Source organism: Hymenobacter gelipurpurascens (assembly GCF_900187375.1).
GTDB lineage: Bacteria > Bacteroidota > Bacteroidia > Cytophagales > Hymenobacteraceae > Hymenobacter > Hymenobacter gelipurpurascens.
In genome coordinates this window covers 394,159-410,141 of the sequence record NZ_FYEW01000001.1, presented here as the reverse complement: position 1 = coordinate 410,141, position 15,983 = coordinate 394,159, and the positions used below count along the sequence as shown (strand labels likewise).

Here is a 15,983-nt window from a genome sequence, read left to right as displayed (position 1 = left end):
CCCTTTTCCCTATCTCCCGCCGCTTAATTCGCGGACTCCGCTTACAGATATCTCTCCTAGTCCCCTGACAATCAGGCAACAATTAACCTCTTGCCCGCTCACCCCTGATGCGGCTCAAGGATTCCGGCGTGATGCCCAGGTAGGCGGCAATGTGCCGCTGGGGGAGCCGTTGGGCCAGCGTAGGATAGAGCAGCAGAAACTCCTGATAGCGCGCTTCGGCCGGCACACTGAGCACGCCAATCAGGCGGCGCTGCATGGCTACTAGGCTGTTTTGCAGCAGTTGGTAGAAGAACGCCTGAAACTCGGGACCTAGCGTCTGGAAATGGGTGTAAAACTCGTCCCCAAACAGCAGGACTTCGGAGTCTTCCAGGGCATCGATGGAAAACAGCGCGGGCTGGTGGCGCGTCAGACTGTGCTGATCGGAAATCCACCAGTTTTCGGGCGCAAACTGCAGAATGTGCTCCTTCTGACGCTCATCGGTAACGTAGCTGCGCAGGCAACCCGACACCACGAAAGCGCCGTAACGGGCCACTTCGCCTTGCCGCGCCAGCACTTCCTGTTTCCGGAGCTGCCGGGGCGTGAGCAGACGCTCAATTTCCTCTAGCTGCGTTTCTGACAGCGGAAGCTTATCGTGGAAGTACGTGCGAAGGGCAGCCAGCATGGTATGTGCAAATAACACCAATCTTTCCTAGGCCACTAGGCTGGCGGCGAGAACAATTACTCAGTACCCGAATAACTGGCCTAGGGTGGGTTGGGGTGGGGTCAACGCTAGGAGAACCCATAAACGCTGTAACCAATAAGTATGTGGCCTACGCGAAGCCAGGATGCAAATTGGAACGTCTCTTTATCAAGAGGCCAGGCGAAAGAGCCCTATTCAATCAGCTGACTCCGGTTTTTCCGTGGTGCTCTGGCGGTGAGCTGGAATTTCGCCCAGCAACCTGCCCTGCTCCCGGCCGTAGCGCAGGTGTTTGGCATGGCCGATGACCTGTGCGGAGTAGATGCCCGTGTGCCCCGAGAACAGGTAGGCCACTACGCAAGCCATTCCCAGATACACACCGCCCTGCGAACCAAACAGCTCCACCCCCATCAGGGTGCAGGCCAAGGGCGTATTGGCGGCGCCCGCAAACACTGCCACGAAGCCCATGCCGGCCAGTAGCGCCACAGGCAGCGGCAGTACCAACGCCAGCGCCGAGCCCAGCGCCGCCCCGATAAAAAATAGGGGCGTTACCTCGCCACCCTTGAAGCCACAGCCCAGCGTGATGGCCGTGAGCAGGAGCTTCAGCAGAAAATCCTGAGGCGGCAGCGGCGCCTGAAACGCGGCCACAATGGTAGGCACGCCCAGCCCAATATACTTGGTAGTACCCAGTGCGGCTACGGCCAGCGCCACCAGCACCCCACCCACCACGGGCCGCAGCGGCGGGTAGTTGATGCGCCTGAACTGCTGGGCAATAGCATGCGTGAGGGTGGCAAAGCTGCGCGCCACAAGCCCAAACAATACTCCAACGCCCAGCGTGAGCAGCAACCCCTGCACCGTGACGGGTGGCACCTCCAGCTGCGGGTAGTGCGTGTGGCCTACGCCCCAGGCCCGCGTGACCAGATCGGCGCTGATAGCGGCCAGGAAGCTCGGCACGATGGCATCGTAGCGGATGGTGCCAATCAGGAACACTTCCAGCCCAAATACGGCCCCGGCCACCGGCGTCCCGAAGACCGACGCAAAGCCAGCACTGATGCCCGCTATGAGCAGGATTTTTCGGTCGCGGGGGCGCAGTTTCAGCCACTGCGTGAGCTGGTCGGCAAGGGTGCCACCCATTTGCACGGCCGTACCCTCACGGCCCGCCGAGCCCCCGAAGAGGTGCGTGGCCAGCGTCCCAAATAGTACCAGCGGCGCCATGCGCAGCGGGATGACGTTGCGAGGCTGATGAATCTCGTCAAGGAGAAGGTTGTTGCCCTTCACCACGCTCTGGCCGAGGTAGTGGTAGCTGGCCCCGATCAGGAAACCGCCCGCTGGCAGCAGCCAGATAACCCAGGGGTTGGCCTCGCGCCACTGCGTCACCCAATCCAGGGAGAGCAGGAAAAAGGCCGAAGCCGAGCCAACGAGCAGGCCTACACCTGCACAAATCAGCAGCCAGCGCACCAGAAAGAAGAGCAGAGTGCTTTGCTCAACCGCCTCAGAAGACCGGAAAAAGCGAAACAGCGAAGAGAGGCGAGAAGCCACAGGCAGGGAGGTAAAAGCCAACAAAAACCACGCTCCGCGGACACGAGGTCGTGGGCAACGCAGGAGTCATCAGCGCAAAGCCCTGGAGCTTCGGCGGTTTATGGTGGTACCCCATCACCGGGTTATGGCTTCAAATATAGAGGCTTTGGGCAATACCAAGCGCTGCTACTGGCCTAGCAGCCCACGCCAGCCCGCCATCAACCGCGTCCCAAACAAATTCTATATGCATTGGATGGGCAACTCAGGTCTTGAAACTGGTAGCGGTGCCGGATTTGGGTGCCCACCAGAGGCAGCCTGGCATTACGCTTCACTCCGGTTTTTCAGCGGCTCGCTCCTCTTTTTTGTCAATTGATACTCAACAGTAAATCCGGTTTGGCCAGGGCCGGTTCGAGAAGGGACTACGTTTCTTTTTTCACCCTTAATGGCTAACGGCTTATGTCTTACCCCATTTCTGCCCTCCTGCCCCTGTGGCGCCGACTCTCCTTTCTGCTGATTGCCTTGCTTGGGTTTGCAGCCAGCAGCTGCGATGACGACGACGATACGATGCCCGCCGACACGCAGCAGAACATTGTGCAGGTGGCCCAGAGCAACCCCGACTTCTCCATTCTGGTGGCAGCCGTCACGAAGGCTGATCTGGCGGCTACGCTCAGTGGTACCGGCCCATTTACGGTGCTGGCGCCCACCAACGCGGCGTTTGCCCAGCTAGGCGCCCCCTTCAACTCGGCCGCCAGCATCAACGCCATTCCGGCCGGCGACCCGCAGATTGCCACGCTGCGCAACATTTTGCTCTACCATGTACTGGCCGGACGCGTAGCGGCCGCCGATTTCCCCAGCGGGGCCAGTGCCCAACTCACTCAGAAACCCGCCTCGGCTTCCGGCGTCAATGATAACACGGTGTACGTTTCCAAAACCGGCACCACTGTCCGGCTCAACGGCTCCACCAGCGTCGTGACGGCCGATGTAGCGGCCAGCAACGGCATTATTCACGCCATTGATAGAGTGCTGATGCCCCCTACCGGCAAAATTTCTGATATCGTGGTGGCTAGTGCTGCCGCTTCGCCGGCTCAGTTTACACTGCTGCTCCAGGCGCTGCAGCGCCCCGCCGCCGCCGCGCTGCTTACGGCGGCCGCTAACCCTAGTTCTAACCTGACGGTTTTCGCCCCCACTGATGCCGCTTTCCAGGCCCTGCTGACCCAACTGAATCTCACCAGCCTCAGCCAAGTGCCCGATGCCACGCTGGTAGCGGTGCTGCAGCTTCACATTGTGGGCAGCCGCGCCTTCTCTTCTGACCTGGCCAGTGGCCCCGTTACCACGCTCGGCGGCCCCGTAACAGTTGGCGTGAACGGCAGCAGCGTAACGGTACGCGGCAATGGCAACGGCACCAACAACGCCAACGTCACGACGGCCAACATTCTGGCCTCCAACGGTGTCATACATGTGATAGATCGGGTGCTGCTACCGTAGGCCACCTTTGCAGCGCCTGTTGCAGCCCCATTACTGGCCTACAGGCGGGTGATGGGGCTGTTGCTGAACGGAGAGTTGGTGGCCGCTTTCCCGCGTTTTCTGGTCCTCGTTTCCGCCTATGCTGTTTTCTATCCGACTGCGCTTCGTGTACATGCTGGGGCTGGGGGCCTACACGTTTGTGAACGTGCTGCTGATGGAAGCCCTGCCCTTTTATGGATTGCCCGTGGCGAATGGGTATGTGCTAGGCCTGTTTCTGCTGAGCGCCATCCTGATCTGGGAAGGCAACCGCCTGATTGACAAATTTCTGCCTAAGCTCCTTCGCTTTACCGGCCCGGGCATTCATCCGCTGCTGCTGACTTTCCTGCTGAGTCTGCCCCTTACGCTGGTGGTGGTAGGCGGGCCGGCGCTGCTGCTAGGCCACTATGAGCTGTACCTGCCGCCGCAAAAGCTTCAGCTGGGCATGAAGCTCATGCTGGGTGTTGGCTTTCGCATTAATCTGTTTCTGAACACGATAAACGCGGCTTTCTACTTTTTGCGGGAGCTGCGTCAAAGCCAGGTAGAGGCCGAGCAATTCAAGAAAATCAGCCTGCAGGCGCAGTTTCAGAGCCTCAAAGACCAGGTAAATCCGCACTTCCTGTTCAACAACCTCAACGTGCTTTCGGCCCTGCTCTATCAGGATGTAAATCAGGCCGCCGAGTTTCTGCAGCAGCTCTCCAAAGTGTACCGCTACGTGCTACAGAACCAGGAAAAAGAGCTGGTGGAAGTGGGCGCCGAGCTGGAGTTTATGGAGTCGTATGCTTACCTGCTGCGGGCGCGCTTCCGGGAAAGCCTCCGCATTAATATCTCGGTGCCTGATGCCCTGCGCTGCCGCTATACCGTGCCGATAGCGCTGCAAATGCTCCTCGAAAACGCCCTGAAGCACAACATCAGCTCCCGCAACCGCCCCCTGCTGATTGAGGTATTTGCTTCCCCCGATCAGCGGCAGCTGGTGGTACGGAATACCCGGCAGCCCAAGCCCCCCGTAGCCGCCTCCACTAATCTGGGGCTCGAAAACATTCGGCGGCGCTACGGTTTTGTAAGTACGCAGCCCGTTGAAGTAGAGCAGTCTGACAGCAGCTTTACGGTGCGGCTGCCTTTGCTTCACCTTACACCTTAACGCCGTTATGGATGTAGTGCTCATTGAAGATGAAGCCGTTGCGGCCGATGGCCTGGTAGCCCTGCTAGCCCGCTACGACCCCGGCATTCGGGTAGTAGAGCGCCTCGATTCGGTAGAAGATGCCGTGCAGTGGTTTGCCGGCAACCCGCCGCCTCACCTCACCCTCCTGGATGTACAACTGGCTGACGGTCTTTGCTTTGATATTTTTCCGAAGGTAAGCATCCACTGTCCCATCATCTTCACCACTGCTTACGACCAATACGCGCTACAGGCTTTCCAGGTCACCAGCATCGACTACCTGCTTAAGCCCATTGCCTACCCCGATCTGCACCGCGCCCTCGACAAGCTCCGCCGCCTAACCACCGAGTATGCGCCGCCCTCTGAGGTAAGCCTGCGCCAACTGGCCACCGTATTTCATCAGTTTCAGAAGCCATACAAAACCCGTTTCCTGGCCCGCTGCAACGACCGGATTCAGTTCAAGACAACCGAGGAAATTGCCTGCTTCTGCGCCGATGGCAAGTTTGTGTACCTGATAGGCCTAGACCAGCGCCGCTTCCTCGTCGACTATACGCTGGAGCAGCTGGAAACCCTGCTCGACCCCAGCCAGTTTTTCCGGCTCAACCGCAAGTACCTGGTGAGCCTGGCCGCCGTGAAAGATATCCGCACTCACTCGGGCAGCCGCCTGCGGGTACTGCTGCAGCCGGCCCCGTTTACCGAAGTTATCATCAGCCGGGAGCGGGTAGCGGAGTTCAAGGCGTGGCTGGATCATTGAGCTGAGAGGAAGTGGCCTAGAACAAAAAAAAGAGCCATACGACGACGTCTGGCTCTTTTGCTATGTCTGTAGGGTAGGTTAAAACGGCGGTGGACCGTCATCGAAATTGCTGCGCGGGAAGGGTTGCGCAGGCGGCGGGCCGTCGTTGTTGATACGGGAGCCCAGCCGAATGGTGTTCGGGGCAAAAGCCGAAGCATCATCGTCGAAGGTGCTGGTCGGGAAAGCGCCGGTGTTGAAGCCTCCCGCGTCGCCGAAGCCACCGGCCCCATCGAGGTCAGCGAACTTGGTGAACTTACCGATGAACTTGAGCTGCACGGTTTCCAGGGAGCCGTTTCGGTGCTTGGCAATGATAACCTCGCCGGTGCCCTGCGTCGGGTTGCCCATTTCGTCTTCGGTAATCTTGTAGTACTCTGGACGGTACAGGAACACCACCATGTCAGCGTCCTGCTCGATAGAGCCCGATTCGCGAAGGTCACTCAGCTGCGGCTTCTTATCGCCGCCGCGGGTTTCCACCGAACGCGAGAGCTGCGACAGGGCCAGCACGGGCACGTTCAGTTCTTTGGCAATGCCTTTGAGCGCCCGCGAAATCGAGGCAATTTCCTGTTCACGGTTACCGCTGCCCTTGCCGTCGGTGTTGCCCGTCATCAGCTGCAGATAGTCGATGATAATCATCTGAATATCGTGGTGGGCCTTGAGGCGGCGGCACTTGGTGCGCAGTTCCCGGATGCTGAGGCCGGGGGTATCGTCAATATAAATCGGGGCCGACGACAGCGCCGAAATCTTGTGGTTCAGCTGGGCCCATTCATAGTCGGCCAGATTGCCCTTTTTGATTTTCTCCGAGTCCAGCTCTGCTTCCGCCGAAATCAGACGATTCACGAGCTGCAGCGAGGACATTTCCAGCGAGAAGATGGCTACCGGCTTCTTGAACTCCACTGCCGCGTTGCGCATGGCCGAAACCACGAAAGCAGTTTTGCCCATACCTGGCCTAGCTGCAATAATCACCAAGTCAGATGGTTGCCAGCCGCTAGTTACGCGGTCGAGGGCCGAGAAGCCGGACGGTACGCCGGTGAGGCCATCCTTCTGATTTTTCTTTTCTTCGAGTTCCTTGATGGCCTTGCCCATCAGGCTGCGCATGTCGTCGAAGTTCTTGCGGATGTTGGATTCCGATACTTCAAACAACGACTGCTCGGTGCTGTCGAGCAGGTTGAATACGTCAGTGGTATCCTCAAACGCGTCGCGCTGAATGTCACTGGCAATGCGGATCAGCTCGCGCTTGATAGCGTTTTCGGTGATGATACGGGCGTGGTACTCGATGTTGGCCGCCGAGTTTACCTTGAAAGTGAGGTTGGCTACGTAGTGCGCGCCGCCCGCCGCTTCCAGCTCGCCCATCTCGCGCAGCTCGTGCGTGACCGTCAGAATATCAATCGGCTCCGACTTATCAAACAGATTCAGGATGGCCTTGAAGATGCGCTGGTGGCCGTCTTTGTAGAAGCTCTGGGCCTTCAGAATGTCAATAACCGTGGTCAGGGCATCCTTTTCGAGCATCAAAGCGCCCAATACGGCGGCTTCCAGCTCCAGGGCCTGCGGGGGCAGCTTGCCTGAGGCACCGCCCATCGGAACCACCGCGGGGCGGGTATTCCAGGCGGCTTTGGCCCGCGAGGCCGATAGTTTTAGGCGGTCATCCATCCGGTCATTCATCAATAGGGTAGCACTACAAGGTAAGCAGGTTCGGTCGTTTTTGGATTCGAGCAGGTGAGTTTCTCGCTTCCGGGGCCCGAATTTTTCGCAAAGGGATACAAAGCTAACGGGTGAGGTCTACAATCCGCAGAGGACCCGAAAGGTTTCTTTTCCCTGAGGATCCTAGGCCAGTCGGGAGGCCCGGTCGCGCGCAATGCCGCCCCGCCCCTTACCTTTGCGTCCCCATTATCCCTGTTTTGTTACATGGCCGATTCGCCTTCTTCTTCGCTCCAACGTCTTCACCTGATTGCCACCGGGGGAAGCATCATGCATAATCTGGCCCTGGCCCTGCACCGGCGCGGCGCCCACGTCACGGGCTCCGATGACGAAATATTTGAGCCGGCCAAAAGTCGGCTGGCGGCGGCTGGCCTATTACCCGCAGAGGAAGGCTGGTTTCCGGAGAAAGTAACCGCCGACCTCGACGCCGTGATTGTGGGCATGCACGCTCGCCCCGATAACCCCGAACTGCTCAAGGCTCAGGAGCTAGGCCTACGCGTGTACTCGTTTCCGGAGTTTATTTATGAAGCCTCGAAAGACAAGCAGCGTATCGTGATTGGTGGATCGCACGGCAAAACCAGCATCACCTCCCTGATTCTGCACGTGCTGCGCTACCACGGCCGCAAGTTCGACTACGCCGTAGGAGCCCAACTGGAAGGCTTCGATCTGATGGTGCAGCTTTCGGATGATGCGCCCATCATCATTATTGAGGGGGATGAATACCTTTCCTCGCCTATCGACCGCCGGCCCAAGTTCCACTTGTATCAGCACCACATTGGCGTGATTTCCGGCATCAGCTGGGACCACATCAATGTGTTCCCGACCGAGGAATTCTACCGCGAGCAGTTCAAGATCTTTGCCGACATGACGCCTAAGGCCGGCACCCTGATCTATGACCGCGACGACGAGCAGGTACAGCTGGTAACGGTGCCCTCCAACCCCGACGTGAAGTACATCGGCTACGGCCCGCATGAGCACGTCATCCGGAACGGCAAAACCTTCCTGCTCAATAAGAAGGACGAAGAAGTGCCCGTGCAGGTGTTCGGAGAGCACAACCTGCGCAATATCTCGGCGGCCAAGGAAGTCTGCAAATGCCTCGGCATCAAGGGCAAGGATTTTTACGAAGCATTGGGATCCTTTAAAGGCGCTGCCCGCCGTCTGGAGCTGGTGCGCGAAGGCCAGGATTCCATTGTGTACAAGGACTTTGCACACGCGCCGAGCAAGCTGAAGGCCACGGCCGCCGCTTTCAAGAAGCAATACCCGCAACGCAAGCTGGTAGCCTGCCTGGAGCTGCACACGTTCAGCTCCCTGAACCCAGCCTTTCTGCCCCAGTACGCCCACACGTTTGATGCGCCCGACGTGGCCGTGGTGTATTTCAACCCGCAGGTGCTGGAACACAAGCGCCTGCCTGCTTTGCCCACTGAGGCGGTGCAGCAGGCCTTCAAGCGCCCCGATCTGCAGGTATTCACGGACAGCAAAAAACTGGCGGAATTCCTGCACGCCGAAAACTGGAAGGGCACTAATCTGTTGATGATGTCTTCGGGCACATTTGATGGCCTGGATCTGAACCAGCTAGCCACCGAAGTAACCAAATGAAGCCGCCCATCCTTTTACTGCACGGCGCCCTGGCCACCGAGGCCCAGCTGAAACCGCTGGCCCGCGAGCTATCGGCCTTTTTCGCCGTGCATACGTTCACGTTCAGCGGCCACGGCGGTAGGCCACTTGGTCCGGCTGGCCCCACCATGCAGCACTGCGCCGCAGAGGTCATTTGGTTTCTGGATGCGCATGGCTTAGCGGCCGTGCACGTGTTTGGGTACAGCATGGGCGGGTATGCTGCCTTGGCTGCCGCCCTGAAGGCCCCGGAGCGCTTCCGTAGCATTACTACGCTGGGGACCAAGTTCAACTGGACTCCTACTACCGCTTCCTCTGAGACGCACATGCTCAATCTGGAAGTTATGCAGGACAAGATTCCGCAGTATGTGCAGCAGCTGGAGCAGCTACACGCGCCCACCCCGGTGGCGGACGTACTGAGCAATACGGCGCAGCTCCTGCGTGGCCTCGGCGACTCGCCGGTGCTCACGCCCGAGAAGCTTTCCGAGTTAGAAGTTCCGGTGCAGGTGCTGGTAGGCGAGCTGGATAAAGTAGCGGGCGTAGACCCCTCGCGCCACTACACCGATTTCATGCCGCGGGCCTTGTTCGAAATCATCATGAACACGTCTCACCCGCTGGAAAAAGTAAACCCCGATCTGCTGTTCTCCCGCATTCTGCGGTTTGTGGAGATGGTAGAGGAAAACATGATCTAGCACCAGCGCTGAGTGGCCTAGAAGCCAGTCATGCTTCATCATCACAGAGGCCTTAACTGCTTACACACTACATGCTCACAGAAAAGGCCCGCCAAATGGCGGGCCTTTTCTGTGAGCATTATTCGTCTTTGGGCTTTTTGCCTGTGGGCTTCTCGGGGAGTGGCCTAGGCCGGCGCCGGTCCGTGGTGACGAGCAGGGCCAGGGCCGTGAGCGAGAGGCGCAGAATCCATTTGCGGCTTAGCATGACTAGCGGCCCACCAGTAGGGTATTGTCGGTTTCTACGCGTAGGTCGCAGCGGCTGCCGCCGGTGTTTTCCTCGCAGGTTGTGCCCACAATCTCGTTGTTCTCAAAGCTGAAAAAGCAGAATGTGCAGCCGACCCCGGCAATGATATACCGATCTGCTCCTGTGTTGAGATAGAGGCTGTTATCAGTAGAAGACTGCAGCGGAATAGCCATAGCCCGGTACATACCGTTGCGTAGGCCTATCCCGACGAGGTAATAGACAGCCTTGTCCTTGGATGTTTCCTGCACCTTCCGGATCATGGTTTTGTCTATCACGGTGCCATCTCCGAACTGCCGGGTGAAGGCGGCCGCCAATTGCTCGCGCGGTACAATGTAGCGCATCTTGCCTTCGCTTACCTCCCCTACCTGCTTGCTGACCGCTTCCATTTTCCGGCGCCGCGCCGCATCACTATCAGTGTCGTCGGAGGCGGTGGGCGAGCTTACTTCCGGAAAGCCGCGCTTGGTGGTTTCGCAGGCAGCTAGGCCACCCAGGGCTAATAATCCACTGATTGTCAGCGGCGAAAGCAGGGAGCGCAGAAAATATTTCATCAGGTACAGATAAACGGGTAGGACTTAGCGGCCCTTATAGAACGTACGGGCTTGGGGCAGCTCACGCTGGATATCCGCGATGCGCGTGCCGCTGGAGGGGTGAGTAGAAAGAAACTCGGGGGTGCCACCGGAACTGGCCTGCGACTCCATGCGCTGCCAGAACGCGACAGCATCATCGGGGTTGTAGCCCGCCATGGCCATAAAGATAAGCCCCAAGTGGTCGGCTTCCGATTCCTGGCTGCGCCCGTATTTCAAGAGGCCTAGCGAAGAACCTACTCCCACCGCCTGCAAGAACACGTTTTGCGTGGCAGAAGGCGTCTGGCCTACAGCAGCGGAAGCTACCGAGCCCAGCCCCTGCGCAGCCATTTGCTGGCTCATGCGCTCCGAGCTGTGCTTGGCTACGGCGTGCGCAATTTCGTGGCCCATTACTACGGCCAGGCCGGTTTCATCCTGCGTGATGGGCAGAATGCCGGTATACACGGCTACCTTGCCGCCAGGCATGCACCAGGCATTCTGCTGCTTGTCTTCAATGAGGTTAAACTCCCAGGCGTAGCCATCCAGCTGGGCCTGCTGGTTTTGCTGGCGGAAATACATTTCTACGGCTTGCTGAATGCGCTGGCCTACGCGGCGCACCATAGCCGTTTGAGTAGAGTTGGTGGAGAGCCGGCTGGACGCCAGGACTTTCTGGTATTCGGTGGCGGCCATGGTGTTCATCTCCGCATCAGAAACCAGGCTAAGCTGGCGGCGGCCCGTGATAGGAACAGTGGAGCAGGCGGCGGCCATAAACAGGCAACTGGCTAAGGCAATCTTCTTGAGCATAGGAAAGGGAGGAAGAGAGAGGATGAAACTAGAACGGCGGGCGCCAACCCCGGCGCTTTTGTAAGCGTGCTGAAGCTGGCCCGTTGCTATACGTGCGGCGGTAGGCAAAATGTTTACTGCCCGATTCAATAGGCCTAGCGCCCGGTTTTTTTAGGTAGCTGGCCAGCGAATTAAACGTTATTTTTGGCCACACTCCTTGCCGTTTGCCCTGGTGCATGGCTTTTGCGTAAAGCCGAACCGCCGTTATTCCTTCAACTACCTGAGCATGAAAATCCTCTGCATCGGCCGCAACTACGCCGAACATATTGCCGAACTCCAAAACGAAACGCCCGACGCCCCCGTCATTTTTGCCAAGCCCGATACCGCGCTGCTGCAGCGCAACCAGCCCTTCTTCATCCCCGATTTCTCTCAGGATATTCACCACGAGATTGAGCTGGTGCTGCGCATCTGCAAAAACGGCAAGAACATCGAGGAGAAGTTTGCGCCTACCTATTTCGACGCCATAGGCCTAGGCATTGATTTCACGGCCCGCGACCTGCAAAGCAAGCTGAAGAGCAAAGGTTTGCCCTGGGAGCTGGCCAAAGGCTTCGATGGCTCCGCTCCTATTTCCCAGGAATTTAAGCCCGTGGCTGATTTTCCGGATCTGAAGAACATCAACTTTCGGCTGGAAGTGAACGGCGAAGTGCGCCAGCAGGGCAACTCGGGCCTGATGCTCCATGATTTCAACAAAATCATCAGCTACATCTCCCAATTCATCACCCTGAAAATGGGCGACCTGATATTTACCGGCACGCCCAGCGGCGTAGGCCAGGTGAAAGTAGGCGACCAGCTCACCGGCTACCTCGAAAACGAAAAGCTGCTGGATCTGGCCGTGAAGTAATCGGCCCTAGGCCAGTGTATCTACTTTCCTCACACAAGCTCATTGTGCATTAAGCTGCACGAAGGGCTTTGTGTGAGATTTTCCCTGGCCTAGAGCTTCCAAACACGGGCTTCTCATGGGCTGCCCATTTTACCAGAAGGCACGATAATGGCAGGCCGCCTTGTTGTGGCGACACCGCTGCTTTTTTGTTGCTGATTTCCTTTCCTGAATGCTGCATACTTTTTTCAAGGCTCAGCCGCGGCTACTGAGCCTGACATTGCCTTTCCTGCTCCTGCTAGGCCTCCAGCCCGTTTCCTGCGGCGGCCAGGAGCCTGATTCTTCGGCCAAGCCGAAACCGGCCTCCACTACTCCGCCCGATGCCGTTCCGGCAGTACCAAAGGGCTATTTTCTGTTCCCCATCAAGCCTGGCCAGCCCAACTACTTGGCCGCCAGTATGGGCGAGCTACGCCCCAACCACTTCCACGGCGGCCTCGATATCAAGACCGATGGCCGCGTAGATTTGCCAGTGTATGCCTCGGCCGATGGCTACGTGTCGCGCCTGAAGCAGAGCAGCTTTGGCTACGGCAACGTGCTCTACATCACACACCCCAACGGCCTGACGACTGTTTACGGCCACCTAAACCACTTCCGGGGGCCGGTAGCGGAGGAGCTGCGGCGCCAGCAGTATGAGAAGCAGACCTACGAGCTGGAGCTGTTTTTCAAGCCCGACCAGTTTCCGGTAAAGCGCGGCGAAGTGGTGGCCTTATCCGGTAACACGGGTGGCTCGGCGGGCCCGCACGTGCACTGGGAGGTACGCACCGCCCAAGACCACCAGCTGAACCCGCTGCAGTGGGGCGGCTTCCCGGAAATCCAGGACCATGTGGCGCCAATTCTACAGGCGTTTGCCGTAGAGCCGCTCAGCATTGATGCTCGCGTAGAAGGCAAATTTGGCAAGCAGGTTTTTGTGCCGAAGGGCGCGGCACTGCCCAACGGCGGCGGTTACGTGTGGGCCGATACGATACCGGGCTATGGCACCGTTGGCCTGTTGCTGCAGGGCTTTGATCGGTTTGATGTGGTCTGGAACAAGTACGGCTTCCAGAAAGTGGATGTGCTCGTGAATGGGCAACCGCTGTACTCGCACGTTGTCGATGACATTCCGTTTCCGGAGGGTGCCCGCCAGATCAACCGCCACACCGATTATGAGTGGCGCTTTATGAACGGCCGTCTCATGGAAAAGCTCTTCGTGGACGACGGCAACGACCTGAGCATCTATACCACTGGCCCCTCGAAAGGCCGACTACGTGTGGAGGATGGCAAACTCTACAACGTGGAAGTCAGGATGGCGGACTCCTACGGCAACATGACGCCCTTGCGTTTTGTGCTGCGCGGCCAGCAACCGGCCTACACCAAAACTCGCTCGGCGGCCGTGAAAACGCCAGCCCTGCGCTACGATGTGAGCCGCAACCTCCTGGTAGCCACCGTGGCTGACCCAGACACGGCCGCCGTGGGCGGCAACCTGACGCTGTACAAGGGTGACCGTCGCCTTACGCTCAAGCCCAGCTACACCCAGCAAAGCCAGAACGTGTACCTCTACGATCTTCGCGCCGGCCGGCCCGACTCCATGCAGTTTGGCAGCATCACCAAACTGTTTGATCGGCAAGCGCTGATTCCTTCGGGCCAAGACTTCAGCTTTGCCACCGCCACCATGAACCTGGGTTTCAAGCCCAAAACGCTTTTCGACACGCTCTATGTCCAGACGAGCTACAAGGCTGGCCTCTGGACGGTGCATATGCCCCGCACGCCGCTCTACGAAACATTGCGTCTCACGCTCAAGCCCGAAACGGAAGTGACCGACAAGGTGCGCTCGGCTATTTATGGCGTAACTGCCAAAGGTGGCAAGGCCTACGTAGGCGGCAAATGGGACGGCAACACCATCTCGGCCAACATCAAAACCTTCGGCCAGTTCCGCATTCTCACGGATACCATTGCGCCCTCTGCCCGCCTGATCAGCAAGGGCGCGGCAGGCCTTGTATTCAAAGTCGGCGACGACCTTTCGGGCTTGGCCAGCTATAAGCTAGAGGTGAACGGACAGTTCCGGTTGCTTCGGTTTGAGCACAAAAACTCCACGCTGTTCACGGAGCGCGACGACAAGCTTGGCCCCGCCTTGCGCGGCCCCGCCACCCTGCACATTACCGACCAAGCAGGCAACGAAAAAACCCTCAGCTTCACGCTGTAGGCCACTTAGGAAGCCAAAAAAAGAAGGCCGACCTCGTTAGGAGGTCGGCCTTCTTTTATTCCTAGTCGCTCTTACCCAGCCGCTACCTGGCTAGGTAGCCGCCATCTACAGGGTAATAGGAGCCCGTTACGAACGATGCTTTATCGGAGCTGAGCCAAATGACGAGTTCTGCTACCTCCTCCGAGCGACCTAAGCGGCCGAGGGGGTGCAAAGCCACCAATTGCTGCTTCTGCTCAGGAGGCAGTCCGCCAAGCAACGGTGTATCGATGTAGGCTGGCCCAACCGCATTGATGCGGATGCCTTGGGGCGCATATTCTAGAGCAGCAGCCTGCGTGAGACCCACTACGCCGTGCTTTGCCGCTACATAGGCCGCCGAGTGCGGAGTGCCTACCTGGCCTAGAATAGACGCCATATTGATAATACTGCCACCGGTCTTCATAACCGCCAGCTCATACTTGAGGCAGAAGAATACGCTGTTCAGGTTGATGTCAATTACCTTCTTCCATCCTTCCAGGCTGTACTCGCCTACGGGGTTCAACTCGCCGCCAATGCCTGCGTTGTTGCAGGCCATATCCAGCTGGCCGAAAGCCGCTATGGTTTCCTGCACCAGCGCCTCGCACTGGGCTGGGTCGCTGACATCGGTGCGGTAGAACCGGGCCTGTCCGCCCGACTGAGTTATTTCTTGTGCTACCTGCCGCCCCTTCGCTTCGTCGATATCCGATACCATCACGCTGGCTCCCAGTTGCGCATAGAGGAGCGCAATGGCTTTGCCAATTCCGGAGCCGGCCCCCGTCACCAGCGCTGTTTTACCCGTGAGATGCTTTTCCATAACGATTCCGATGGTTGCGGCCAACTGCTGAGCTAGCCCGATGAAATAGATAGTACGCGAGTAGGTGAAAGATAGGCATTTCCATATTTTCAGGATCTCTAGGCCACCTACCGCCACCCGCGCCTGTATCCGTAGACCAGCCCGGCGCGTACAGCCCCTATCTATTCATTACCAGCTTCCACACTATGGCCAATCTACTCAAACGCCGCCGCCCGACTCTTTTCACGGCCCTTGCTGCTACGGTAGCCACCGGTGTGGCAGCCTACACCTACGCGCGCCGCAAAACGCACCCCTACCTGCCCACTGTGGCGCACGTTGATCTGCACAAATACCGGGGGTTGTGGTACGAGGTAGCTCGCCTGCCAACCCGCTATGAGAAAGGCTGCCAGCACGTAACGGCCACGTACAAAATGCGGCCCGATGGCAAAGTAGACGTGCTCAACACCTGCCATAAAGAAGGGTTAGAAGGCCCGGTAGAAACGGCCAAAGGCACAGCCTACCCCGTGGATGAAACCAACGCCAAGCTCAAAGTGAGCTTCTTCTGGCCTTTCACCGGCGACTATTGGGTGCTGGACCTCGATTACGCCGACTACCAGTATGCGCTGGTAGGTGAGCCAAGCCGCAAAAATCTCTGGATACTCAGCCGCAAGCCTCACCTCGACCGCAGCATCCGGGACCGACTGGTGGCCCACGCCCGCAACTTGGGCTTCCCGGTTGATAACCTGATCTATACTCCGCAGCCGATGGCCGGGAAGCCATAGCGGG

15 protein-coding genes and 1 riboswitch are annotated in these 15,983 nt (G+C 58.4%); of the genes, 8 read left to right on the top strand and 7 right to left on the bottom strand.

Features of this window, described 5'->3' with window-relative positions; genetic code table 11:
• Window positions 1-82: 82 nt before the first annotated feature.
• Both CFT68_RS01775 and CFT68_RS01770 read right to left on the bottom strand, forming a co-directional pair.
• Window positions 83-661: a Crp/Fnr family transcriptional regulator gene (locus CFT68_RS01775; protein WP_088841710.1), complete on the bottom strand. Its 579-nt coding sequence runs from the start codon at window positions 659-661 to the stop codon at window positions 83-85.
• Window positions 662-874: 213 nt separating this feature from the next.
• Window positions 875-2,215 (bottom strand): voltage-gated chloride channel family protein, encoded by a 1,341-nt coding sequence (locus CFT68_RS01770; protein WP_317044093.1) that lies wholly within the window; start codon window positions 2,213-2,215, stop codon window positions 875-877.
• 53 nt (window positions 2,216-2,268) lie between these two features.
• Window positions 2,269-2,343, bottom strand: a riboswitch (Fluoride riboswitch).
• A gap of 307 nt (window positions 2,344-2,650) precedes the next feature.
• Here CFT68_RS01770 and CFT68_RS01765 point away from each other — a divergent pair.
• From CFT68_RS01765 to CFT68_RS01755, 3 genes are all read left to right on the top strand, one after another.
• Entirely contained in the window at window positions 2,651-3,679 is a 1,029-nt protein-coding gene (locus CFT68_RS01765; protein WP_088841709.1) for a fasciclin domain-containing protein, read from the top strand.
• A gap of 118 nt (window positions 3,680-3,797) precedes the next feature.
• Entirely contained in the window at window positions 3,798-4,835 is a 1,038-nt protein-coding gene (locus tag CFT68_RS01760; protein WP_088841708.1) for a sensor histidine kinase, read from the top strand.
• A gap of 7 nt (window positions 4,836-4,842) precedes the next feature.
• Window positions 4,843-5,607 carry a LytR/AlgR family response regulator transcription factor gene (locus tag CFT68_RS01755; RefSeq protein WP_088841707.1) on the top strand — a complete coding sequence of 255 codons (765 nt, stop codon included), beginning with the start codon at window positions 4,843-4,845 and terminating at the stop codon, window positions 5,605-5,607.
• 78 nt (window positions 5,608-5,685) lie between these two features.
• Here the strand turns inward: CFT68_RS01755 and dnaB are convergent, their stop codons facing one another.
• Complete coding sequence (dnaB, locus tag CFT68_RS01750; protein WP_245815357.1) at window positions 5,686-7,221, bottom strand: replicative DNA helicase; 1,536 nt, start codon at window positions 7,219-7,221, stop codon at window positions 5,686-5,688.
• A 327-nt stretch (window positions 7,222-7,548) separates the two neighbouring features.
• Here dnaB and CFT68_RS01745 point away from each other — a divergent pair, with 327 nt between their 5' ends.
• Together CFT68_RS01745 and CFT68_RS01740 are read left to right on the top strand one after the other, a co-directional pair.
• Window positions 7,549-8,937, top strand: coding sequence for a UDP-N-acetylmuramate--L-alanine ligase (locus tag CFT68_RS01745; protein ID WP_088841705.1), 1,389 nt, complete (start codon window positions 7,549-7,551; stop codon window positions 8,935-8,937).
• The gene (locus tag CFT68_RS01740) at window positions 8,934-9,644 is read left to right on the top strand and encodes an alpha/beta fold hydrolase (protein ID WP_088841704.1); all 711 of its coding nucleotides are present in this window, start codon (window positions 8,934-8,936) and stop codon (window positions 9,642-9,644) included. Before CFT68_RS01745 ends, CFT68_RS01740 begins: the two co-directional genes overlap by 4 nt.
• Window positions 9,645-9,762: 118 nt before the next feature.
• Here CFT68_RS01740 and CFT68_RS22230 read toward each other — a convergent pair whose 3' ends face one another.
• Genes CFT68_RS22230 through CFT68_RS01730 form a run of 3 tightly spaced genes read right to left on the bottom strand, consistent with a single transcriptional unit; the run spans window position 9,763 to window position 11,294 of the window.
• Window positions 9,763-9,888, bottom strand: a complete 126-nt coding sequence (locus tag CFT68_RS22230; RefSeq protein ID WP_262490701.1) for a hypothetical protein — start codon at window positions 9,886-9,888, stop codon at window positions 9,763-9,765.
• 2 nt (window positions 9,889-9,890) lie between these two features.
• A complete protein-coding gene (locus CFT68_RS01735; RefSeq protein ID WP_088841703.1) occupies window positions 9,891-10,475 on the bottom strand; it encodes a hypothetical protein in 585 nt (194 codons plus the stop codon).
• A 24-nt stretch (window positions 10,476-10,499) separates the two neighbouring features.
• Complete coding sequence (locus tag CFT68_RS01730) at window positions 10,500-11,294, bottom strand: M48 family metallopeptidase (protein ID WP_088841702.1); 795 nt, start codon at window positions 11,292-11,294, stop codon at window positions 10,500-10,502.
• Between the two features lie 265 nt (window positions 11,295-11,559).
• Between CFT68_RS01730 and CFT68_RS01725 the strand changes: the two genes are divergently transcribed.
• Window positions 11,560-12,174, top strand: a complete 615-nt coding sequence (locus tag CFT68_RS01725) for a fumarylacetoacetate hydrolase family protein (RefSeq protein WP_088843636.1) — start codon at window positions 11,560-11,562, stop codon at window positions 12,172-12,174.
• Window positions 12,175-12,382: 208 nt separating this feature from the next.
• Window positions 12,383-14,389, top strand: a complete 2,007-nt coding sequence (locus CFT68_RS01720; RefSeq protein WP_088841701.1) for a M23 family metallopeptidase — start codon at window positions 12,383-12,385, stop codon at window positions 14,387-14,389.
• 82 nt (window positions 14,390-14,471) lie between these two features.
• On the opposite strand, the gene CFT68_RS01715 is transcribed toward CFT68_RS01720, so the two are convergent.
• Window positions 14,472-15,218, bottom strand: coding sequence for an SDR family NAD(P)-dependent oxidoreductase (locus tag CFT68_RS01715; RefSeq protein ID WP_088843635.1), 747 nt, complete (start codon window positions 15,216-15,218; stop codon window positions 14,472-14,474).
• A gap of 185 nt (window positions 15,219-15,403) precedes the next feature.
• On the opposite strand from CFT68_RS01715, the gene CFT68_RS01710 reads away from it, so the two are divergent.
• The gene (locus CFT68_RS01710) at window positions 15,404-15,979 is read left to right on the top strand and encodes a lipocalin family protein (protein ID WP_088841700.1); all 576 of its coding nucleotides are present in this window, start codon (window positions 15,404-15,406) and stop codon (window positions 15,977-15,979) included.
• Window positions 15,980-15,983: the final 4 nt, after the last annotated feature.

Bases quoted from the DNA above. Each gene is read 5' to 3' on its own strand.
- CFT68_RS01775 (WP_088841710.1), bottom strand. From the start codon at position 661: ATGCTGGCTGCCCTTCGCACGTACTTCCACGATAAGCTTCCGCTGTCA.
- CFT68_RS01765 (WP_088841709.1), top strand. From the start codon at position 2,651: ATGTCTTACCCCATTTCTGCCCTCCTGCCCCTGTGGCGCCGACTCTCC.
- CFT68_RS01760 (WP_088841708.1), top strand. From the start codon at position 3,798: ATGCTGTTTTCTATCCGACTGCGCTTCGTGTACATGCTGGGGCTGGGG.
- CFT68_RS01755 (WP_088841707.1), top strand. From the start codon at position 4,843: ATGGATGTAGTGCTCATTGAAGATGAAGCCGTTGCGGCCGATGGCCTG.
- dnaB (WP_245815357.1), bottom strand. From the start codon at position 7,221: ATGGGCGGTGCCTCAGGCAAGCTGCCCCCGCAGGCCCTGGAGCTGGAA.
- CFT68_RS01745 (WP_088841705.1), top strand. From the start codon at position 7,549: ATGGCCGATTCGCCTTCTTCTTCGCTCCAACGTCTTCACCTGATTGCC.
- CFT68_RS01740 (WP_088841704.1), top strand. From the start codon at position 8,934: ATGAAGCCGCCCATCCTTTTACTGCACGGCGCCCTGGCCACCGAGGCC.
- CFT68_RS22230 (WP_262490701.1), bottom strand. From the start codon at position 9,888: ATGCTAAGCCGCAAATGGATTCTGCGCCTCTCGCTCACGGCCCTGGCC.
- CFT68_RS01735 (WP_088841703.1), bottom strand. From the start codon at position 10,475: ATGAAATATTTTCTGCGCTCCCTGCTTTCGCCGCTGACAATCAGTGGA.
- CFT68_RS01730 (WP_088841702.1), bottom strand. From the start codon at position 11,294: ATGCTCAAGAAGATTGCCTTAGCCAGTTGCCTGTTTATGGCCGCCGCC.
- CFT68_RS01725 (WP_088843636.1), top strand. From the start codon at position 11,560: ATGAAAATCCTCTGCATCGGCCGCAACTACGCCGAACATATTGCCGAA.
- CFT68_RS01720 (WP_088841701.1), top strand. From the start codon at position 12,383: ATGCTGCATACTTTTTTCAAGGCTCAGCCGCGGCTACTGAGCCTGACA.
- CFT68_RS01715 (WP_088843635.1), bottom strand. From the start codon at position 15,218: ATGGAAAAGCATCTCACGGGTAAAACAGCGCTGGTGACGGGGGCCGGC.
- CFT68_RS01710 (WP_088841700.1), top strand. From the start codon at position 15,404: ATGGCCAATCTACTCAAACGCCGCCGCCCGACTCTTTTCACGGCCCTT.